General features: G+C 48.0%; 23 protein-coding genes. 19 read left to right on the top strand and 4 right to left on the bottom strand.

Going from position 1 to position 21550, the window contains the following annotated elements; all coding sequences use genetic code 11:
* Nucleotides 1-59 precede the first annotated feature (59 nt).
* The gene (locus tag DX130_RS08285) at nt 60-1280 is read right to left on the bottom strand and encodes an oxalate decarboxylase family bicupin (RefSeq protein ID WP_116044298.1); all 1221 of its coding nucleotides are present in this window, start codon (nt 1278-1280) and stop codon (nt 60-62) included.
* Nucleotides 1281-1448: 168 nt separating this feature from the next.
* Here DX130_RS08285 and DX130_RS08280 point away from each other — a divergent pair, with 168 nt between their 5' ends.
* From DX130_RS08280 to DX130_RS27200, 5 genes are all read left to right on the top strand, one after another.
* Nucleotides 1449-1892, top strand: a complete 444-nt coding sequence (locus DX130_RS08280) for a DUF6376 family protein (RefSeq protein WP_116044296.1) — start codon at nt 1449-1451, stop codon at nt 1890-1892.
* A 63-nt stretch (nt 1893-1955) separates the two neighbouring features.
* Complete coding sequence (locus tag DX130_RS08275) at nt 1956-2252, top strand: hypothetical protein (protein ID WP_240644360.1); 297 nt, start codon at nt 1956-1958, stop codon at nt 2250-2252.
* A 178-nt stretch (nt 2253-2430) separates the two neighbouring features.
* Entirely contained in the window at nt 2431-3615 is a 1185-nt protein-coding gene (locus DX130_RS08270; protein WP_240644359.1) for an MFS transporter, read from the top strand.
* 44 nt (nt 3616-3659) lie between these two features.
* A complete protein-coding gene (locus DX130_RS08265) occupies nt 3660-3926 on the top strand; it encodes a helix-hairpin-helix domain-containing protein (protein WP_240644358.1) in 267 nt (88 codons plus the stop codon).
* Nucleotides 3919-4053 carry a hypothetical protein gene (locus DX130_RS27200; protein ID WP_276310883.1) on the top strand — a complete coding sequence of 45 codons (135 nt, stop codon included), beginning with the start codon at nt 3919-3921 and terminating at the stop codon, nt 4051-4053. Before DX130_RS08265 ends, DX130_RS27200 begins: the two co-directional genes overlap by 8 nt.
* A gap of 67 nt (nt 4054-4120) precedes the next feature.
* On the opposite strand, the gene DX130_RS08260 is transcribed toward DX130_RS27200, so the two are convergent.
* Nucleotides 4121-4846 carry a MerR family transcriptional regulator gene (locus DX130_RS08260; protein ID WP_116044292.1) on the bottom strand — a complete coding sequence of 242 codons (726 nt, stop codon included), beginning with the start codon at nt 4844-4846 and terminating at the stop codon, nt 4121-4123.
* A 121-nt stretch (nt 4847-4967) separates the two neighbouring features.
* Here DX130_RS08260 and DX130_RS26390 point away from each other — a divergent pair, with 121 nt between their 5' ends.
* From DX130_RS26390 to DX130_RS08230, 7 genes are all read left to right on the top strand, one after another.
* Complete coding sequence (locus tag DX130_RS26390; RefSeq protein ID WP_165861197.1) at nt 4968-5117, top strand: hypothetical protein; 150 nt, start codon at nt 4968-4970, stop codon at nt 5115-5117.
* Nucleotides 5118-5235: 118 nt separating this feature from the next.
* Nucleotides 5236-6045: a GNAT family N-acetyltransferase gene (locus DX130_RS08255; RefSeq protein ID WP_165861196.1), complete on the top strand. Its 810-nt coding sequence runs from the start codon at nt 5236-5238 to the stop codon at nt 6043-6045.
* 300 nt (nt 6046-6345) lie between these two features.
* Nucleotides 6346-8313, top strand: coding sequence for a M28 family metallopeptidase (locus DX130_RS08250; RefSeq protein ID WP_240644472.1), 1968 nt, complete (start codon nt 6346-6348; stop codon nt 8311-8313).
* A gap of 111 nt (nt 8314-8424) precedes the next feature.
* On the top strand, nt 8425-8976 hold the full coding sequence (locus DX130_RS08245) for a GNAT family N-acetyltransferase (RefSeq protein WP_240644357.1): 552 nt from the start codon (nt 8425-8427) through the stop codon (nt 8974-8976).
* A 52-nt stretch (nt 8977-9028) separates the two neighbouring features.
* Nucleotides 9029-10999, top strand: coding sequence for a peptidoglycan D,D-transpeptidase FtsI family protein (locus DX130_RS08240; RefSeq protein WP_116044284.1), 1971 nt, complete (start codon nt 9029-9031; stop codon nt 10997-10999).
* Between the two features lie 163 nt (nt 11000-11162).
* The gene (locus DX130_RS08235; protein ID WP_116044283.1) at nt 11163-12449 is read left to right on the top strand and encodes an MFS transporter; all 1287 of its coding nucleotides are present in this window, start codon (nt 11163-11165) and stop codon (nt 12447-12449) included.
* Nucleotides 12450-12626: 177 nt separating this feature from the next.
* Nucleotides 12627-14333, top strand: coding sequence for a TolB-like translocation protein (locus DX130_RS08230; protein WP_116044281.1), 1707 nt, complete (start codon nt 12627-12629; stop codon nt 14331-14333).
* A 193-nt stretch (nt 14334-14526) separates the two neighbouring features.
* Here DX130_RS08230 and DX130_RS08225 read toward each other — a convergent pair whose 3' ends face one another.
* The gene (locus DX130_RS08225; protein ID WP_116044279.1) at nt 14527-15069 is read right to left on the bottom strand and encodes an NADPH-dependent FMN reductase; all 543 of its coding nucleotides are present in this window, start codon (nt 15067-15069) and stop codon (nt 14527-14529) included.
* Between the two features lie 112 nt (nt 15070-15181).
* On the opposite strand from DX130_RS08225, the gene DX130_RS08220 reads away from it, so the two are divergent.
* The 3 genes from DX130_RS08220 to DX130_RS08210 all read left to right on the top strand — a co-directional run bounded on the left by DX130_RS08220 (nt 15182) and on the right by DX130_RS08210 (nt 16729).
* Complete coding sequence (locus tag DX130_RS08220) at nt 15182-15658, top strand: GNAT family N-acetyltransferase (protein WP_240644356.1); 477 nt, start codon at nt 15182-15184, stop codon at nt 15656-15658.
* 94 nt (nt 15659-15752) lie between these two features.
* Nucleotides 15753-16277, top strand: a complete 525-nt coding sequence (locus DX130_RS08215) for a hypothetical protein (RefSeq protein ID WP_133297905.1) — start codon at nt 15753-15755, stop codon at nt 16275-16277.
* The gene (locus DX130_RS08210) at nt 16274-16729 is read left to right on the top strand and encodes a GNAT family N-acetyltransferase (RefSeq protein WP_240644355.1); all 456 of its coding nucleotides are present in this window, start codon (nt 16274-16276) and stop codon (nt 16727-16729) included. The genes DX130_RS08215 and DX130_RS08210 overlap by 4 nt, the downstream gene beginning before the upstream one ends.
* On the opposite strand, the gene DX130_RS08205 is transcribed toward DX130_RS08210, so the two are convergent.
* Nucleotides 16726-17610 carry a LysR family transcriptional regulator gene (locus tag DX130_RS08205; protein WP_116044272.1) on the bottom strand — a complete coding sequence of 295 codons (885 nt, stop codon included), beginning with the start codon at nt 17608-17610 and terminating at the stop codon, nt 16726-16728. The genes DX130_RS08210 and DX130_RS08205 overlap by 4 nt on opposite strands.
* A gap of 109 nt (nt 17611-17719) precedes the next feature.
* Here DX130_RS08205 and aroA point away from each other — a divergent pair, with 109 nt between their 5' ends.
* The 4 genes from aroA to DX130_RS08185 all read left to right on the top strand — a co-directional run bounded on the left by aroA (nt 17720) and on the right by DX130_RS08185 (nt 21530).
* On the top strand, nt 17720-19081 hold the full coding sequence (gene aroA, locus DX130_RS08200; protein WP_206098778.1) for a 3-phosphoshikimate 1-carboxyvinyltransferase: 1362 nt from the start codon (nt 17720-17722) through the stop codon (nt 19079-19081).
* Between the two features lie 230 nt (nt 19082-19311).
* Nucleotides 19312-19779, top strand: a complete 468-nt coding sequence (locus DX130_RS08195) for an SRPBCC family protein (RefSeq protein WP_116044271.1) — start codon at nt 19312-19314, stop codon at nt 19777-19779.
* Between the two features lie 110 nt (nt 19780-19889).
* The gene (locus DX130_RS08190) at nt 19890-20354 is read left to right on the top strand and encodes a GNAT family N-acetyltransferase (RefSeq protein WP_338068617.1); all 465 of its coding nucleotides are present in this window, start codon (nt 19890-19892) and stop codon (nt 20352-20354) included.
* A gap of 267 nt (nt 20355-20621) precedes the next feature.
* Nucleotides 20622-21530 carry a LysR family transcriptional regulator gene (locus tag DX130_RS08185; RefSeq protein WP_116044269.1) on the top strand — a complete coding sequence of 303 codons (909 nt, stop codon included), beginning with the start codon at nt 20622-20624 and terminating at the stop codon, nt 21528-21530.
* Nucleotides 21531-21550 lie beyond the last annotated feature (20 nt).

Genomic DNA, 21550 nt, shown 5'->3' with positions numbered 1-21550 from the left:
TTCTTACTACATATTCACCTAACAAGCCCCCATCCAAAGAAGGGGGCTTGTTAGGCTTTCTAATTACTATCTGATCGATTGTCATAGGTGAACCCCGGCATTTTGACAACGGGCCATTTCTCTTTGCGGAGATGGGAGAGGAAGCCTTCGCCCACATGCAAGTTGCTTTGTACAAGCGCTTGCGGCGTTAAGGCCAGCCACTGGTTAAGGGAGACATCGGCAAATCGATCGCTCTTGAAGATTTCGAGAAACCATAATGTATCGGTCCCGGTATTCTGAATGTAATGTCCAAAAGCAAACGGTACATATCCGACGTCGCCTGCTCGAACGTCATAGGTACGGGCATTGCCTTCGGCACCGAACACGGTCATTCGGCCTTGACCCGTCAAATAATATTGCCATTCATCATTATTGGGATGCCAATGCAGTTCTCTCATCGCGCCGGGCTGAATTTCGACCAATGCGGCCGCAATCGTTTTGGATATGGGGAAGTTGCTGGAATCCACAATTCGCACACTGCCTCCTGGCGTTTTCACAGGCGGCTGTGCAAGCAATTGATGAGTGAAGGATAATGGCACCTCCCCATAAGGCGATTGTACAGCCTGAGACGATAATGGCCCAGGAATCGCTCCTTGATAAATATAGACTTGATCGCTCGGAATGGATGCCAGCTCGGACTCCGGTATGCCGAAGTTGGCAGACAACACTTCTTTTGGTGTATGGGCGAACCAATCGGACAGCGATAACGTATTCAAGTCGGAGAAATGGCCATCGTCGAATACGAGCAGAAACTCGCAGCCTTCCTCCAGTCCCTGAATAGAATGCGGAATTCCGGGAGGAAAGTACCATAGATCACCAGGCCCCACATCAGCGATAAAGTTTCTGCCATTCTGATCAACAGCGGTAATCCGGGCGCGTCCTATAAGCATGTAAGACCATTCGGCCTGCTGATGCCAATGCAGCTCGCGTACGCCCCCTGGTGTCAAGCTCATATTGACGCCAGCTAATGTAGTGGCAATCGGCAGCTCTCTGACCGTAATCTCCCGCGACCAGCCCCCATGGTTCAGCTGCATATGCGTATCGGAGAACGAAAATCTTACATTGGGAATCAAACCGTTGTCCGTGACAGGTGGGACAAGCAAATCTGGATTTTGCCGGTCTCGCATTATATCTCGCGGTCCTCTGTCTATGCCGCCAGCCCCGTCGCTTCTGATCGGCTGGGGGATTGACGTAGGAGAGGCCGGATTATCCGAACTCGGCCCTCGACGTTCCTGACTCATGCAGCAACCTCCTTAAGGTATCGCTAGGCTCCGCTGGCAGATCCGATTGAATCCGAGGTGAATAACGGAACGTAACGACGTTGTTTCCGTATGGTTATGTAGGGGCACAATGAAATAGACATAGGAAACAACGGGATTGGGCCCGTTCAGGAGAAGGAGAGAGCAGGAATGAAAAAATGGCGCATTTCATTATTAATGGCATTAACCATGTTGATCGTATCCGGCTGCGGCATATTGGAGAACGTCAATCAAGGGATAAACTTTGCAACCGAAACGACAGACTATATGAATAACCTTGATAGCTTCAGGCAAGAGATGAACGGTCTTGCAGAACAGGCGTTGACGGACCTGGATGCTCGAACGGATTTGAAAAATCGGCTATTGGCGTTGAAAAATCAAATTTTGAGCTATAAGAATCTGGAAGTTCCCGAATATGCGGCAGAGCTTCATTCCACAATCGTTGGATATAACGACAAGCTGCAGCAGGGGTTGGATCAGGCCTTGACGAATATCGAGCAAGGCAGGGCCGCATTTGCTTCAACAGGCCTTCCCGAGACGATGAACAAAATCAATGAACTGCTGAGCCAAATTAATGCGTTAAACCCCAACTAGTGAGAGAGGAGCCTCCATGGCATTGTTATGGAGGCTCCTTTGCATGTAATAGAAGGAGGAGCTATGTCTATGTCATGGATTGCCGAACAATCCTATTATAAAGTTGAACGAATATTGGCAGATGGGGAAATGCGGACGATAAAGGAGCCGCGATTCATTCGGCTATATGAGAAGCAACTTCAAACCAAGAGGCGCACCTTTCCTCTAAATGAAGTGCATGATCTTTCTTATCGACCGATGGGAGAGGAAGGCGGCATCCTGTATGTGCACACCGGCCATGGCTTATACGCCTACACCGTATCGGATGATCCGGCTGTATTTATGGAAACATTTAAGAAGCATAAAGCAACTCAAATCTAACTCCTACAATGCTGCGTAAACAATGAGAAAGTGGTAAGGAAATCCCTTGCATTGGCGTACTAATGGGGTAAAGCGCGCCTAAATTGTTCCTGTACATGATGGTTGCCAACGGTATCACTCCACGTTACAATGTGTGAGGGCCTTTTGGGGCATCATTCACGAGGAGAGTGCAATCGTCTTGTCATCAGCTTCATTAACATCAGCACCGCTATCGTCTCCCTATCGATTGTTAGTCCTTCTGCTCGTCGTCGTAGTTGCGGGCATGAGTCAAGGCATGTTATTGCCTTTATTGTCAATCATGCTGGAGGATGCGGGTGTCTCATCCGATCTGAACGGCATCAATTCTGCTGCGATGTACATCGGCATCTTCTGTACGATGTTTTTCATTGAAAAGCCTGTTCTTCGGTTCGGCTATAAAAAAGTGATCCTAACCGGCATTGCGCTTGTCACGATGTCAACGTTGCTATTCCCGTTAACCCATTCATTGACAGCATGGTTTGTGTTGCGTCTGCTCGTCGGCGTAGGGGATAGTGCCCTGCATTATGCCTCGCAGCTCTGGATTGTCAGCACCGCACCATCCGATCGCCGCGGCCGTTATATCTCGCTCTACGGCATGTCATACGGACTCGGCTTCAGTATCGGACCGCTTGGCATTAACTTGATGCCTCTTGGCAGGGCAGTTCCATTCATAGTTACGAGCATATTCTTTATTATTGTGCTGCTGCTCGTGCTGCGCATGTCGAACGAATGGCCTGAACGTTCGGCCAAGAGCGCCAAATCGGAGAATCGCTTCTTGACCACTTATCGCGTTGCGTGGTTTGTTCTAATTCCAGGCTTCCTATATGGCTTGATGGAATCGTCGATGAACAGCAACTTCCCGTTATATGGCCTGCGTATGGACATTAGCCAGCACTGGATTTCACTGCTGTTGCTATCATTCGGCATCGGGGGCTTGATTTTGCAGTTGCCGCTCGGGATATGGAGCGACCGGATTGGCCGTAAGCCCATATTAATTGCTTGCGGCATCATTGGAGCGGCCGTCTTCCTGGCTATTCCAGCTGCAGGCAATCAGATCGCCTTGCTGTTCGTTCTCTTTGCCTTAGCGGGGGGCGTCGTTGGATCCTTCTATTCTCTGGGGCTGGCATACGCAGCTGATCTGCTGCCTAAGTCTATCTTGCCTGCCGCAAACGTCATCGCGTCCATCCACTTCAGCATCGGAAGCATTATGGGGCCCACGCTTGGCGGATTCGGTATTCAATATGTCTCAATAAATAGTGTTTTCCTATTTTTGGGAATGGCGTTTCTGTTGTTCGCCCTGCTTGGCCTGCTGTTTCGTCCGAAACCGCTTAGTGCTGAAGGGTAATGCGAGTCGATTTGATTCTATTCTGAGCATAGGGGGGACCTCACATGGCAACAGATTATTCATCTGTTTCCGCTTTCCCGAAGCTGGCGAAGCCTGCGCAGCGCGCGCTTGCAAATGCCGGATATGACCGGCTGTCGCAGTTGTCCGGCAAGAGTGAAGCTGAGCTTATGCAGCTTCATGGAATGGGTCCCAAAGCGATGGGGGAGCTTAGGAAAGCATTGGAAGGGCAAGGCTTCCGCTTGAAGCCTTTATCATTTGCAGTACAATTTGGAACGCGACTGTCTCACAAGCAGGATCGTTCGCTTGACTAAACATGGTTGCAACATGAGTAATGGCGGTGCATGGGATCTCATTCCAAGCATCGCCATTCTTGGCTTTTGGGCTGTTGTCGCTTTCTTCGGCACAGGATGGGCGAGTGTAGGCCAGTCGACTCTTTAGCAAGCATAAAAGCAAACGAAAGAAGAGTACCACTTTTAATCATCTAAGACGCTTGGGATAACCTCGTTTAGTGCGATTCAAATGGAGGAGCCAGCAGTCCAGCGATACGGCATAGCTCCACCAATTGATGAACACCGCTAAGCTGCAACCGATTGCGGCCATGAAGGACGAATAACGCTTGTTCCGTCACTTGCTTCGCCTTCTCCACATCATGATGCTCAACGGCCTTCACAATATCACGCATACTGTCCAGCAAATAGACTGTGCGGCGCAGCGTCCGAATAAGCAGGATTTGCCGAATATGTGTCGCTCCGAATACCCGGTAGCCATTCTCCGGGTCACGGTCAGGCACGATTAATCCTTCTTTCTCCCAATGTCGAATCGCAGAGGCTTGTACATTGGTATAAGTCGCTGCCTCGCCAATGCTCATGCGTCCCAGCCGTTTTTTGCCTCGAATCGGAGGCAGATCCGGCTGCTGCAGTAATGCGAGTGTCTGGTCCGCAATCGTTTTCTCTTCATGCAACGAAGCCTGTTCTTTGTTAACTAGCCAGAAAGCAGCATCCATCTCTCCATGCTGTACATGCTTCAGCGTCTGACACGTGATGCTGACGCCGAATCCGGGGAACATCGCTCGCAAGCAGCGAAAGTATGCGGCATGAACTTCCGTGTATTGACGATATCCGTTCGCTGATCGCTCGGGACTTGGAATTACGCCCCATGATTCGTAATGACGCAAAGCGCTCGTACTGATGCCAAGCTCACGAGCAATATCGATAGGTCGGTAGAAACGCACGGACTGCACCGTCCTTTTTCAGAAAAGTAGATCATTACTATAGCAGACGAATAGCAGCACAGCAACTCTTCATTTTAAACCTTAAATAGTCTGTGTCCCCCTCGAGAAAAGGAGAATGTAGATGAAGCTGCATGAAGCTCTAAGCCATTCTTTATTCGGAGTTATTCTAACAGGAGAGGATGGCGAGACGATTGGGATGGGAGGCAGATCATTCTTATGGCATCAGCTTGAGCCGGGCACTTTGAACGAGAGGCAAGCAAATGAGGATTGACAACTTCTAACAGCGCCAGTACACTTGTAAAAAAATCAATGCCCGTTCGATTCGGTGCTCCTTCCCTCAGGGAATGGAGCTTTTCGAGCAGGCAGGGGAGAATTGGGGGAAGCGCCTGATGTTCATCGATTTGCTGCCAGAAGATTTAGTCCGCCCTCATCCCAGCTTTTTGCGGGACGAAGCGGCTAATCAATTGTTTCATGTGATCACGCAGGGCGATTGCGCGCATAGATGGAAGTCTGAGGATGGACGAATGATGTTCGCCCAGTCGGTCGATTACAAGGGCTGGTTATGGTTATCAAAGGAACTGAATGCGAAGGACCGCACGGAGCGGATAGCAGCTTTATGCAACAAACTAGTTAAGGATCGTCTGCCTGGCATCCTCTCTGATCCTGACACTGCGGAACAATTCTGCAGCACGTATGCCGCCTTGTGCGGAGTGAGCTATAGGGCTGAAATGAATATGGAGGCATATACTTGCGCCTCAGTCAGACCCGTGATTGGCGTTCCAGGCCAGATACGGCCAGCCGGCTCTCAAGATGTGCCCATTATTGCCGTTTTTTTAGCCGGATTCTCAGAGGATGCCTACGGTCATCCTGTTACTACTGAGAGCCAGCTTCCCGTTGCCGAACGGTTGATTGCTGCCGGAAATCTTTCATTGTGGCTTCATGGTGATACTCCGGTCTCTATGGCCAATATTGCCCATCGCTCGCCGAGACATGCCCGGATCAATTCTGTTTATACGCCTGGGGAGCATCGGAAGAAGGGATTTGCGAGCGCGATTGTGGGTGAACTCACAAGCCAAATATTGAAAGAAGGACTTACAGCGATGCTGTATGCGGATCTAAGCAATCCCCACGCTAATGGCGTCTATCGCAGTTTGGGTTATCAAGAGCGAGGAAAAATAGCCGATATTCGTATTTATTAATGGTGTTAATGATGGAAGACAAGTCAAGTTAACCTCGTGTGAAAGATTAGCAACCTTTTCCTCTTTTTCCTCGTCATAGTATCCAACTCCAATATTCGTCCCAGGCCGTTCAGCCTGGGCCGTATTATTGTGCTTGGTCAAGCTTTTCATCTGCTTATGCCCTCATCCGATTCATCATACATACGTTCACTCTTCTTTCTTGATTGCCAAGAATGCCCTTAATAGAGATAATTATATATACTCATATACAATCATGCTTTTACACAGAGGACAGGGGAGAACATATTGCGCTTGAAACGTATGGCCACGATTATGATCACAATTGGTATTAGCCTAACCTTGGTCAGTTGTACAGACACACCTAAAAATGGTTACGAACAGTCCGTCACAGCTTTGACTGCTTCTGAAATGGAGGGTAGATTAACCGGAACGGAGGGAAATGCTAAAGCTCAAGCATGGATGGAGAAGCAATTCAGTCGCATAGGATTAAGTCCACTAGAGGGCGACAGCTTCGCCATTCCCTACGATCATGTATTCTTCGATCCGGAGAAACAGCAGATCACTCTGGAAGCCATCTATGAACATGACCGTCGCCGTACGTTCAAGCATGGTGCTTCTTTTCTCGTTCAAGCTTATTCCAACGATTACAACGAGTCCGTATCCATCACGACGCAGAGAAATGATCCCGATCTTGCTAACAAAATGCTTATCCTTGATCGCGAAATAGATCTAAGCACATTAACGGTTAAGCCTAAAGCAGTCTTGGTGAAGACGGCGGAATTTAAAAATAACGTGTTGCGCCAAAGTTCGCATACAGACATGCCTGTCATCCAGATTAGCCCAATGACCTATCAGAAGTTAATAAAGGATCAAGATAAGCTCCAGCAATTGCAGCTGCAAATAGGACTTCGGCAAGAACAAATCGAAGCTAACAACGTAGTGGGTCTGCTGCCCGGTCGAAGAGAATCTGAAGTTCCGATTCGGACTGCGATTGTCATATCCGCTCACTTCGACGGTGTTGGCTGGATGAACGGAACGCCCTTTAACGGTGCGCTGGACAATGCATCCGGCGTAAGCGCTTTGCTGGAGCTTGCAACGAATTTGAAAGAGATGCAGCAAGGGGAGGCAGATATTGTATTCGCGGCTTTCAACGGGGGGGAATCCGATCTGCAAGGCAGCAACGCCTTCGTCAAGCAGCTTACGCAATATTATGATTTCTTCTACAATATTAATTTGGACTCCATTGGCGGAGCTTCAAGAGGCGCTGCCTTGATTACTTCAGCGAACAATAGCACGAATCTGGCTTTGGAGGTCGGCAATGCGCTCAAGAAAACCAGTATTCCTATTCAATATAGCGAGGACACGGGTTCAAACGATCATCTTTCTTTCTCCAATCATGCCTATCAAAGCATTACAATCTCGGATGAAGAGCTTACGTCTATTCATACTCGTCAAGATACGGCCCAGCATATCGAATACGAGTATTTGGAGCAGCTCGTCAACGCATTAGCCGCATTTCTCGCTGATGAGCAGCATCAGCCCGCTTCTTATCGTCCAACCACGCATCTGAACATGTATGATGATGATGACGCCTATACAGAGGCAGAGATTAAAGTAATGAATCAGGAAGCAGAACGCCAGTTGGCGCAGCTGCAATTGGGACAATATAAGCAATACATCAATCCGATTACGTACAAAGCCGCGCTTATTTATAAATATGAAGATACCATTCGAGACTCGGGTGTTTTGGAAGGGCTTGTGCAAGGCGTATCTCTGCCTCAGCAATTCGCTGGCTACACGTTTGAGCAAGCGCATGTCCGCATGGACTACCTTTATTTCCGGGAAATGAATGCTCCTGAACTGTACGAAATCTATACGATAGAGGATCTTCAAGCAGATGATATTACTTCATTAGGCCTTCAGTATACGAATGGGGATACCGGAATTTCTTTATATGTCCATCCTTTGGGAAAAGATGAAATCGTCGATATGAATTATTCTTCCCCGAGTGTAACTGTAGAGGAGTATTTATCGAACGAAGCTCCAAGCTACTATTTGCAGTATTATACTGAATCCGATAACAGCTTGTCTTATATCACGTTCCTGGAGGTAGACGGGAATCGTTATTATATGACTATCCATGAGCTTATGCGCTGGAGGGATGGACAGGGCTTGGAAAGAAGCTCTACTCGTACAGATAAAGAAAAGCTGGTCGAACTTGTCCAAAAGCTTCCGTTGGAATCTCTCATTCGCGAGCTCGGCCTTTAGTGGGACTTGACAGAATTGCAATTCCGCCGCTTCAACCTTATAATGAGAAATCTCCATAAGCTCATCCCTATCATGGACTCTTATACATGAAAAGAAAAGGCGGGAATTTACGTGCACATTCAGACAACAAGATTACGACTATTTACTTTGGACGATATTACGCTCGCACCTCTTGTGCTCGACTATTTTGCAAGAAATCAGACCTTCCTTACGCCATGGGAAACGGTTCGCGAGGATTCCTTCTATACGCTTCAAGTCCAACAGGAAATGATCCTTAATGATATGAATCATTCAGCGAGCGGCCAACTCGTCAAGCTATGGATAGCCAAAGCAAACGAACCTGATCGGATTATCGGTTCAGTCGCTCTCAGCAATATTGTGCGCGGCGCTTTCCTCTCTTGTCACCTTGGTTACCGACTGGATGGAGAGGAAGAAGGCAAAGGTTATATGACAGAAGCCTTGCAGGCACTCATCGATTATGCCTTTCAGGATCTGGAGCTGCACCGTATTGAAGCGAATATTATACCGCATAACGTGGCTTCATTCCGCGTAGTCGAGAAGCTTGGATTCATGCATGAGGGACTCGCTCGCAAATATCTGAGAATTAATGGAAAATGGGAAGACCATGTGCATATGGTTCTATTAAACGAAGCATTAGAATAAAACGGAAACTTGATCCTTATTTCGTTTGACTATGTGAAGGAGGCGCGCCCTCGTGTCTGAAGAGCAAGAGAAAAAGGCAATTGCTTTGCGCCGTCAACATTATTTTCGACTGAATCTGTTTTTTCTTCTTGTGTTTGCATTATTCGCCATATTAATTATTAGGTTAGCTATTTTGCAATTTGTCGAGGGACCCACTATTTTGCAGCAAGTAAAAGACCGGCTCGGCAATACACCGGTTCGAATAGCTCCGATCCGCGGCAATATTTATGACGCATCCGGCGAGAAGCTTGCTTATTCCACTTCCGTCCAATCTCTCTACTTCTCTATAGAACCCGGTTTCAAAACTTCGGAAGCTGACCAGTTCGCTGCCAAGTTGAAAGACATCTTTGATCGATACGGTGATCCATCCAAAAGTCTGACAATTGAGCAAATAAAGGAGAGCATGGACCTCACCTTCCGCAAAAACACCAGATCCGTGCCTCGGCGCATCAAAGCGGGTCTCACCAAGAAGGAAATTGCGTATTTCTCCGAAAACTTAGACGAATACGATGGTATTGATATTATGGAGGAGAGCATCCGGCATTATGATTCGGATACGGTTGCCGTCCAGCTTGTGGGTTATTTGAAAAGATTTAAAGGCTCCAAGGACTTATCTTATTATAAAAATCTGGTGCAGGATAACCCGCTGCTTAATTACATTGAGGAAGAAGAGGTTGGCTTCGACGGACTGGAGTATATGTTTCAAGAGCAGCTTCGAGGAAAAAATGGTCTGAAAATGATTCCCATCGATTCCATGGGCAGAGTTATTGGAGAACCGGACGTGACGCCTCCAGTAAGAGGGAATAATCTCCATCTGAGCATCAATAAACAAATTCAGATGAAGACAGAAGAAGCGATCATGGACCAGCTTGCGCTGCTGAAAGAGGGCGGCGACCCGCGAAGCAAAAATGCTCGAACAGGCTATGCGGTAGCCATGGAAGTGAAGACCGGCAGAATCATCGCTATGGCCAGTATGCCGGATTATGATACGAACATATGGGAAGGCGGCTCCATTTCTACAAAAGAATTGGATGAGGTTAAATTTTTTATGGTTAACGGTACGATCCGTGAGGTTTATCAGCCGATTGATGACGATAAGGAACGGGGAAAGCATCCATCCTCGATTGTCCCGCTAGGCTCAACCATCAAGCCATTAACCGTTCTAGTGGGATTGAATGAGGGGTTGATTACGCCGAATACCAGCTACAATGACACGGGTATCTTCCAATTCGGCAAGGTCGGCATTCACCGGAAAAGCATTCGCAATGCGGAGAATGCCAGATATGGAGCGATGGACCCGGCTCGTGCCATTGAAAAATCGTCCAATCCGTTCATGAGCGAGAAGATAGGCAATGCGCTTAACATCAAGTATAGGGGAAGCGAAGAGGGCGTACAGAAATGGGACGAATATATGAAGATGTTCGGACTTGGCATCTCGACGGGCAGCGGGTTGAATGAATTGCAAGGGACGATCGAATATTTCAATGAAGCCAAGACCGCTAGTACGCAATCCGCACTGATCTATGCTTCCTTCGGACAGCAAGGACGCTATACGACACTGCAGCTGGCGCAATATACAGCAACCCTCGCCAGCCGGGGGAAACGAATGAAGCCTCTGTTCGTAACCGAAATTAAGGATACCGACGGCAACGTCGTCCAGAAGTTTGATCCCGTCGTCCTTAATACGATTGATTTTCCGGATAGCTACTGGAAAGAGATTGAAGATGGCATGAGACAAGTCAGAGTTACCGGATTTGATGATTTCGGGCATACGTTTTTACGAAAAACCGGAACATCGGAGCAAAGCGTAGCTGGCGGATTAGTTGAGAATTCAGTCTTTATCGCGTCTGCGCCAGCAGAGAACCCCGTACTTGCCGTTGCCGTTGTGGTGCCGGAGGGCGGATTCGGAAGCCGGGGAGCCGCTCCTATCGCACGGAAAATTTTCGACGCTTATGACGAGGTATACGGACTTAACCAGCAATAGCACTGATTATAGAAACCATATCCCGCCCCCGTTCCATAAGCAGCTTATTCACTGCTGCTAGGAACGGGGGCGGTTTGCGCTCAGCCAGGTCAGAATTTTCTATTGATGTATGGAAGGGGATCATCCATAATACATCCATAGAATAGGAGGAGGACTCGAGTCCATGCGTATTCAAGCTAACACAAAAGACAATCAAGATCAGAAGACTGCGCGTCTTCAGGAATGGACGGAGTCAGGCAAGCAGAAGCAGTTGTACAAGCGTACATTGGCTATTGTCGTGTTGTCCCAGCTGTTCGGCGGGGCAGGTCTTGCGGCAGGCGTAACCGTTGGAGCTCTGCTCGCGCAAAACATGCTCGGAACCGAGCGCTACGCCGGTATTCCTGTCGCACTTATTACGCTAGGTTCCGCACTTGCATCATTCCTTATGGGGCGTCTCACCCAACGATTCGGAAGACGCTCCGGTCTTGCGGCCGGTTTTCTAACAGGCGGTGCAGGTGCGATCGGAATTATTACAGCCGCAGTGGCTTCCAGCATTCCGTTGCTGTACTTTTCACTATTTATCTATGGAGCAGGCACGGCCACCAACTTGCAGGCTCGTTATGCAGGCACCGACTTGGCTAAGCCAAAACAACGGGCAACAGCGATCAGCATTGCAATGGTCGCCACGACATTTGGAGCTGTGGCAGGGCCGAACCTGGTTGAGGTGATGGGGGACATTGCCGAATCGCTGGGCATTCCAAGGCTGGCTGGCCCGTTTCTGTTAGCTGCTGCTGCCTTTACTGTGGCTGGTCTCATTATTCTTCTACTTATGCGACCGGATCCATTCCTTGTCGCTTCGATCACAGCCAATCAATCGACCGCAAAGAATCAACAAAGCAGCATGTCAGCCTCCAATCGGAAGAAGGGAATTCGGATGGGTGCTGCCATTATGATCATGACACAGATTGTGATGGTATCCATTATGACGATGACGCCCATTCATATGATGCATCATGGACATGGTCTGAGCGACGTTGGCGTTGTTATTGGCATTCACGTAGGCGCCATGTACTTGCCCTCGCTATTCACTGGACTACTGATCGACAAGTTCGGAAGAATCAAGATGGCATGCGCATCGGGTGTCGTCCTGTTATCTGCGGGACTTCTGGCAGCCTTCGGCTCTGCCGATTCCATGTTATCGCTAGTTACTGCACTAGCCTTGTTAGGCTTGGGCTGGAATATGGGCTTGATTAGCGGAACGGCCCTTATAGTCGACTCTACAAGTCAAGCGACAAGAGCGAAGACACAAGGTACGGTAGACGTACTCATCGCTCTCGCTGGAGCGTCGGGCGGCGCGCTGTCCGGGATGATTGTTGCTGCGTCCAACTATGCGACGCTTGCACTTGCCGGCGGTTTGTTGTCTCTGTTGCTTATTCCCATTATGTTCTGGTCCGCCAAAGGATCGCGATAAACATCCATTTGGAATAGAAGCAGCCATCCTAATGATGAATAGTGACCCGTATGAGGTTCACTGTTCTGTGGGGGATTGGCTGCTTTTTGGGCTGCGAGCAACTTTTAATCAAGCCTCCTCGTTATATAATTAGGCATTACAAGAAGATATTGTATATCGTTCAGGGAGGCAAACTTAATGATGCAGAATCGATTACAGTTGCGGTACTGGCTTGTCATCATCCTAATTACAGTAAGCATACTGCAAGCTTGCAGCGGCAACGAGTCAAAATTAACGCAAGACGATACAGTTGTGGGCATACCGATCCTTCAAGATGTACAATCCATCCAGTTGCTGGACAGCTCTAATTCAATCGTAACTGAACATCAAGAACCGGCCCTCATTCAACAGTTGCTCCAAGGCATGAAGGAAGCACACTCCTCACACATCGATGATCCTGAGCATTCCGGCAAGGCTTATACACTTGTTTTATCCAACAGTGATGAAAGGGCTTCATTCTCTCTCCAGGACTTGTCAGAGTCCAATGCTCCTGATGTGAGTGTGAAACTGTACACAACGCAGCATGGCGAGGAGGGGGCAAAAGCATGGTCGCTTCCTACAGCCTGGATTCAATTGTTGCTGCAACCAGATACCGACAAGATGGAGCCTAGACTGATCGTATCCCTTGATGAGGATAGCGACACGGCCACTTTAGTGGCGAACCGCAATATAGACAGGTTGTCTCTCACCAATGCGCTCCAATCAACGCTATATGTTAAATCTATTCATGGAGACGCTTCTGCCGAATATACGATGGATTGGACGGATGATCGCCGGGTTGTGATCGGATTTCCTAATCTGCCGAAAAACGCAAGGGCAGAATTCATCCTGGATGAAGTGTTAACTGCGGACGGGAATTCATTCAACATCCATTCGCCGCTAGACAGCAGGCTCATTACGATCAGGCAAGGAATTGCTTGGAGCGGACTGTACTGGATTGACACGACAGGCAAACGGGTGAGCGAGCATGGTTTCGACTCTGCAGTGTTAGTCATGCCTTCTAGCTCAACAACTCACGATCCTGAGTTTGTCGTCTACAACATGGATAGGACTGCCTTCCGGTTGAATATTGAGACAGATGAGATTAAGGATATAACCTTGAAGGAATGGGGGGACGATCCTGTACGTTATATGGCTGATAATGGCGTAAATCTCATTTATTCATATGTACCGCAAAGGGATCTTCTATTTGTAGCAAGAGGATTGGAGCATATCTATCGGGTAGAATCTAATGGCGTCAGCACGGGGCCACTCTACTCATCGGATCGGCCTATCTATGGGATGTCTGCTTCCCCCGACGGGAAACATGTGGCTATTCTGCTGGATTCGAGCGGCAGTCTTGGTCCAGATGCAGATGTCCTGGTGATCGATGCTGACGGCAAGCTCGTATCGGAATTCAAGGGAGCAGCTTACAGCGGCCACAGTGACGGCTGGCATTTCATCTATTCCGTAACCTGGTCCGATAACGAGACGATTAAAGTTCCAATGATCGGAAGTTCAGGTGAAGAGTTTCTCAGAGGCAAAGCATTCATTCACTATAAGAAAGGACTGCAAAAGAAAGAGGAGAATGAGACTCTGTCCGAAGATGACGATTCCATATTGAGGGCTTCGATCGATGGCTGGGACGATTTTAATTTACTTCGAGTGTTGGTCAAACCGGACGATCCAGAGAATCGATATGTCGCGGTCACCTTATCTGGCAGTGGTAGCTGGTTGATTGATCGGAAGGAGCGCCAGTCTCGTTATCTGGGTTCAGGTCCAGTTATTTCGTGGACGAAGAAGGGGCAAGTGGTTGTGTGGGATTCAACTGAAGGAAAGTTGGCAGATTACACGGCTATTGATTAGAGGATGTTGGAGGAATTGCGACTATAAGACTCGTTCATCTATCCGTGAACTGGGATGGACACCTTTAGCCTGTTTAATCTGAATAAGACGGCGTCTGGCCGAAAATACGAAATGGCGGTGCGAGGATTAAAATCCTGGGCACCGCCATTTCAGTTTAATGATCATGCATATCCATATTGGCCGAATGAGGAGATCAGGAACGGATTGTCTTCAAGGCACCGCTCCAAGCTATGACTTGATCCAGCATGCCATTCACATTGGTCAGATGCAGATCGGCAGGCTTGAATACGTTACCGTTCTCGAAATCGGTATACAGGGACAATGCAGCATGGATGCGAACGTCTGCGACGGATACTTCGCCCAGAATGCCTCTCAAATGCTCAACGGCGCGAGCACCGCCGACAGAGCCATAGCTGACGAAGCCGGCAGCTTTGTTGTTCCAGGCATCACGAGCGTAATCAATCGCATTTTTAAGCGCGCCAGTAATACTGTGGTTATATTCTTGTACGATAAATACAAAGCCATCCAGACTAGCCAGCTTCGAATTCCACTTCGTCGCTTGTTCAGTCGCATCAGCTTCGCCGAGCAATGGCAGCTTATAGTCCGCAATGTCAACGATTTCGTAATTCGCATCGCCGCGCTTATCTGCAACCTCTTTAACCCATTCGCCTACTTGAGGACTTACACGCCCTTGGCGAGTACTTCCGAGAATAATACCGATATTCAGTTTTGACATTGTCATGTCCTCCTTATTATTATGAATAGATGGGTATCCATTAATAGATTATGCGGCTGTATGCCTGAATTCATACATTATCCAGCTGCCGATTAGCAGATAGGGAGACATCATGATGATCATACGTAAATTATGTGAAAACGATAATACAGCAATCGAGCTTGTCATTCGCAGCTGCCTGATCGAATTTGGCGGCAATCGCTCCGGACTGGCCTGGGAAGATGCCAGTTTATCCAATCTGTATCATTTTTATGAGCAAAATGAAGGAGAGGCGTATTGGGTAGCGGAGCAGGAGGGCCGAGTTGTCGGGGGCTGCGGTATTGCTTCTTTCGCTCAATCGGATACCATCTGCGAGTTGCAGAAGATGTATCTGCTTCCTCAGATCCGAGGAACGGGTGTAGCTGGTCCGTTAATCCAGACGGCGCTGGAGTTTGCCCGATTGCATTATAAGCACTGTTACTTAGAGACGCTTCAGACGATGGAAGCCGCTAATCGCTTTTATGCCAAGCACGGTTTCTACTCATTGGAGGGACCACTGGCGGGATCTGAGCATTATGCTTGCGATGCATGGTTTATGAAGGAGCTATAATGGTGTATCCCGCAAGTTTTCCTGGATGTATTTTCCTGTAGCATGTACAATGGAGATAGGCTGACAGCATACAGACAGGGAGAGAAGTTTTTACGTGAATGACAAAATGATCACCTTTCAGACCTTGATTCGACTCATCAGTAATGGTTTGCTCTTATTCTTTTTACTCTTTTGGCTTAGTGTCTACCTAAGTCCTCAAGTGGCGGATTTTATGAGAACAAGCGGTATTAGTATGTATCTGATTATTACCGTGATACTTGTATTATGGCTCGATGGATTTATCGATGGCAAACCGAAAGAAAGCGCCAATCGGTTGCTGCTGTTTCTCCTTTTTGCCGGTAATGCCATTATGTGTCGCGTTATTAGTTATCAAATGGATGATGCCGTTCATGAAATCTTACTCATCATTACGATCACTTTGCCTTTTAAGCTCTATACTTTTTATCTGTTTCGCAAGTTTGCAGCATTTCTCTCTGAAAAGAAACTGCTAGAGCTTAGCTGGCTTGGAATGGTTTCCCTTATCGGCAGAGTGATTTATCTCATTGTGATGGGGATATCCTTTTTGCTGGGATATGGCACGCATGTGTTGCTAGAAAAGCTATGGGGGAGTTCAGTTTGATAATAGGCAGAGCTGAATGGACGGATTTGAAGACGATTCTGGTTTTGCAAAGAGAAGCTTATCAAAGCGAAGCTATCCTTTATGAGGATTACGACATCCAGCCGCTCATACAAACTGAGGAGGAGCTGGAACAGGAGTATGCCGAGGGCATACTGTTAAAGGCAGTAGCAGGAGGCCAACTGGTTGGTTCAGTGAGGGGGAGATTGCAAGACGGTACCCTGTCGATCGGCAAGCTGATTGTGGCGCCCTCTCATCAGAACCAAGGCATCGGAACCAAGCTTATGGAGGCTATTGAAGGCTGGTCTCCCGAAGCTCGCCGATTCGAATTGTTCACTGGTCATAAGAGCGCGAAGAATCTTGCGCTGTATGCACGGCTCGGCTATGCAACATTCAAGCAAATTATCATTAACGATAATCTCATCCTTATCTATCTGAGCAAAAATGCTTCTTAGCGATGATCTCTAAGCATGTGGATAAAGCGATCAGCCGCAACCGAGGGATTCATGTCACGCCGCACGGCAAGTCCGATGCTTCGGGAAGGAAGAGCTTCTTCCAGTCGAAGTTCGAAGAGCTTGCCTGCCCTTACTTCCTCCTGAATAACGGATCGATTGATGAAAGCCGCACCATACCCCAGCATCGCAAACTCCATTAACAAATCAACGCTTCCCAGTTCAAAGTCGGGCTTGATTTCCAGCCCTCTGCTCATGAGCCATTGATCAATTGAGTTTCTCGTACTGCTTCCTGGCGACAACATCAATAACGGCAAATTCACCAGCTCTTTCGATGCCAACATTCGATCCGACCACTCCTTCAACGCATCTCCAACGACAAAGCAATGCTCGAAGGAGGCCAGCTCCTGTATGTGAAGCATGGGGTCCGAGAGCGGCATATGCACGATCCCGCAATCCAGCAGGCCGTCCTTCAACCGGCTCGCGATATCAGGCGATTTGCCATGTGACAGCCTGATACGAATGCCAGGATACTGTTGATGGTATTGGTTTAAATAGGGAAGCAATACATGCTTGATTAATGAATCGCTTGCTCCGATTCGAAGCTCGCCTTCATTCAGTTGCTTCATCTCTCTGATATAATGCTGCCCGGCATCCAATAGAGAAAAGGATTGCTCTACATAAGCAAGCAGCGCTTTGCCTTCCTCCGTAAGCGATACCCCTTTCGATTGGCGATGAAACAGCTTGAGCCCCAGCGCTTGTTCCATTTGTTTGATCGCATAGCTAACAGATGGCTGTGTAATATGAAGCTGCTGCGCAGCTTTGGTCAGATTGCCATATTTGGCGGTTTGCAGAAAAATACGATACCATTCCAGATTGATCATGATATAGTCCACCTTTATAACAAGGATAGAAAACCGGTATTTTATCTATTTCACACCTCTCATTATAATCAACTCATGACAGTCAATCAATGAGTAGAGGTGAGAGGATATGACACATCCCTTAAACATGCCCGATCTGGAAGCTCGTTCCCCATGGTCAGTGCATCAAGGCATCCATCAAGTGAAAATCAGTCCACCGCGGTTGAAGGTGAACAGTGTAATTCGCGTCTCGGGGAGTAAAAGCCTCACGAATCGCGCATTAATCATTGCGGCTATGGCAGAAGGCATATCTCGTATTGAGGGCATTCTGAGGAGCGATGATGCGTATTGGTGTATCGAGAGCTTGCGGGAGCTGGGCATTGATCTGGCTATCGAAGGGGATACGGCAATCGTAACGGGTTGCGGGGGCAAGTGGCCTGCCCCGAGAGGGCAGCTGTATGTTGGAGCGGCTGGAACTGTCGCGCGTTTCTTGCCGGCAGCACTTGCTGCAGGACAAGGGGAGTGGACGTTAACGGGCAGCAAACGAATGAGCGAGAGGCCGATCGAACAATTGTTAATGGCATTAACCGATCAAGGTGCCGGGTTGCAATATTTGAATCAGGAGCATGCCTATCCTTTCGTGCTTCAGGGCAATGGTCTGAACGGAGGGAACGTTCAATTAGCGGGTAATCTGTCCAGTCAATTCGTTAGCGGCTTGCTCGTAGCTGCTCCTTATGCGAATCAACCAATGACGATTCACATGCAGGGCGTCACCGTTCAGAGGGAATATGTGAATATGACGATAGACATGATGAGATCATTTGGGGTTGAAGCAGCGGAAGACCTTGAACAAAATATTTACCATATCCCGTCGGGAAAGTACTCCGCATGTACGATCAAGCTAGAGCCGGACATCTCAACTTGCTGCTACTTCTGGGCCATGGCGGCTTTAACAGAAGGATACATCAGAACAGAAGGGATTTATGCTGACCGGACACGTCAGCCTGATATCGAGATGCTGGAGGTTCTGGAGCGAATGGGTTGTACCGTTGTGCGGGGGGAGGATGGAGCTGTCGAGGTTCATGGCACGAGTCAATTACGCGGAGGTTTCGAGCTGAGCATGGCACGCTGGTCTGATCAGACGCTGACAATAGCGGCGATGGCGCCTTTCGCTGATGCGCCAATTACAATGAAGGATGCTGCCCATATCCGTCATCATGAATGCGATCGCATCTCGGCCATCTGCACAGAGCTGCGCAAGCTGTCGATTAGGGTGGAGGAACATGCTGATGGATTAACCGTCTATCCCGGGCATCCCGAACCGGCCCTGCTGGATACGTATGACGATCACCGGATGGCGATGGCTTTATCGCTAATCGGATTGAAAGCAGAAGGCATAACGATTCTCGATCCTGGCTGCATATCGAAGACTTGTCCCGATTACTTCAGCCGGCTGAGAGAGCTGGGTGCGGGGATTCACTTTTTCGCATGATGCTAACAGCAGGTTAAGAAGCAAGGACCAATCTCTTTTCAATCTTTTCTCAGCTTGTCTATCAATTAGCGTCTTTTTTTGTGCATACATGTCTGTAAATGGTATACTTATCTCATAACACTAAGCCATTAGAGGCATTAATTATTAATACTATTAATCATTATTAGTTCATTTCCATTCATGTCGCTTGAACACGCTCATACCAATCCATTGCCGAAAGGAAGAGGGATATGACGATTGCTCATGAATTTCCGGTTGTAAGGGCAGAAATGCTGATTCGCAGGCCTGCCTACGAAGTGTTTGAGGCGTTCGTGAACCCTGCGATCACGACAAAGTTCTGGTTTACCAAGAGCAGCGGAAGACTCGAAGCGGGCAGTCATATCCGCTGGGAGTGGGAGATGTACGGCGTTTCCGATGTCATCCAAGTGAAAGACATTCGCAAGAATGAATATCTACTGATCGAATCATCGGACGGCACGCTTACGGAGTGGGTATTTAATGCAAGAGATGAAGACGGGACGTTCGTTACGATTGCGAATTCTGGCTTTTCCGGCAAAGGAGATGAAATCCTACAACAAGCGGTTGATTCAATGGGCGGCTATACGATGGTATTATGCGGCTTGAAGGCTTATTTGGAGCATGGTATCCTCCTCCATCTGATTGCAGACAAAGCGCCGGACGCACATGTTCCTCACTGATGAGGCAATTAGGAAAGAATGCAAATAAATAGACATGAACTTCATAGGCAGCTCTCTGCGAGAAGGGTATGCTTAAGGCATTACTTAAAGAAAGCAGGGAGCTTATGCCTATGTCACAATCCTCAACGATAATCGTAAAACAAGCTACTTTGGAGCAATTAGAAGAGGTCGTTCAGTTGTTCGATGCCTGGCGAGTGTTTTATGGACAGCCTTCCGACCCAGAAGGTGCCAGATCATTTCTGTTCGACCGGTTTGAGCATAGCGAATCCGTGATCTTCCTCGCTATCGATCAAGTAAGCGGTCAAGCTGTCGGGTACACTCAATTGTTTCCCGTCTTCTCATCCATCTCGATGAAACGTTCTTGGATATTAAATGATCTGTATGTCGATGAATCATTCCGCGGGCGCGGAGCAGCCCAGCTGTTGCTGGATCAAGTGAAACGTTTTGGAGGGCTCACAAAGGCAAAAGGCATCGAGCTGTCGACAGCTCCCGATAACTTGCGCGCACAAGCCCTATACGAGAAAAATGGCTACAAGCGCGATGAAGAATTCCTTCATTATTTCCTAACCTTGTAGTACCGCCCAATCATTAATAATTCCGTTGACAGAAAATGGGTAGCGGGACTATAATCGATTAAAGCTTAGTAATTGCATTGGAATTATAGGAAAAAGAAATGATCACTCATTCACGAGCCACGTACAGATGCGATACCACTTATATTCGCGTCTACCGGATGACCGGAGACTTCTTATGCAGCCGCCATAAGAAGTCTCTTTTTTTGATTTCTGAGAGGGAAGCCAACGGGATTATCCCTACAAATGAAAAAACAGGAGGTATCCGCCATGAATCTGGAAAATATCGAAGCGTTCGTATTCATCAATCATTACGGAAGCTTCAATAAAGCTGCAGAAGTTCTATACTTGTCGCAGCCTTCCGTAACTGCGCGTATCCAATCCCTTGAGCGGGAGTTGAATTGCAAGGTATTCGACAGATTGGGCAAACAAATTCAAATTACGGAAGAAGGCAGAAGATTCCTGCCTTATGCGCAGCAAATTCTCATGACCTACCAGAAGGGAAAGCTGCACACCAATCAAAAGAAATCATTGCCCGAAGAGCTGCGGATCGGCAGTACATTATCAGTATCGAACTATATCATTCCCGATCTGCTCCCGAGGCTCAAGGACCGATTTCCCAATACACACTTCAAACTCATTACTGGCACAACGGACGAGATTATTCATAAAGTCATAAATAAAGAAGCAGACATCGGCTTCATCCGCAATGTCAGTCATCCCAATCTTCAATCCGTGAAGTTTTTTGAGGATCCGATTCGCTTGTATGTCTATGAAGGCCATCCGTTTCTATCTGAAACAAGACTGACCATCGAAGAAATCGCGGCTCAGCCGCTCGTCTTCTTCGAATGCGGGGCGCTCGATTGGCTGCGAATTCACCGTATATTCGGCAACCTGGACAGGCCGCCCAATATTCAATTTCTGGTTGATAATTCGGAGACGGCGAAGAAGCTTGTCATGCAGAAGGCCGGCATCAGCTTCCTCCCCAGCCAAAGCGTCAAAGAAGAAACCCGCGAGGGCAAGCTGATTCCTATTCGGCTGCCAGATACGGAGGGGATTTCCCTGCAGACCAATCTGATCTCATGCCATGGCAAACATTCCTTATTCTTTACAGCCATTAGCGAATTCGGCAAAGAGCTGAATGCACGCAAGGAAACGCTTGTCGCTTCTATTGGTTAATTTAATAAATGCCAATGATG

The organism is Paenibacillus paeoniae (assembly GCF_003388735.1).
Taxonomy (GTDB): domain Bacteria; phylum Bacillota; class Bacilli; order Paenibacillales; family Paenibacillaceae; genus Pristimantibacillus; species Pristimantibacillus paeoniae.
This window is presented reverse-complemented; position numbering and strand designations above follow the sequence as displayed.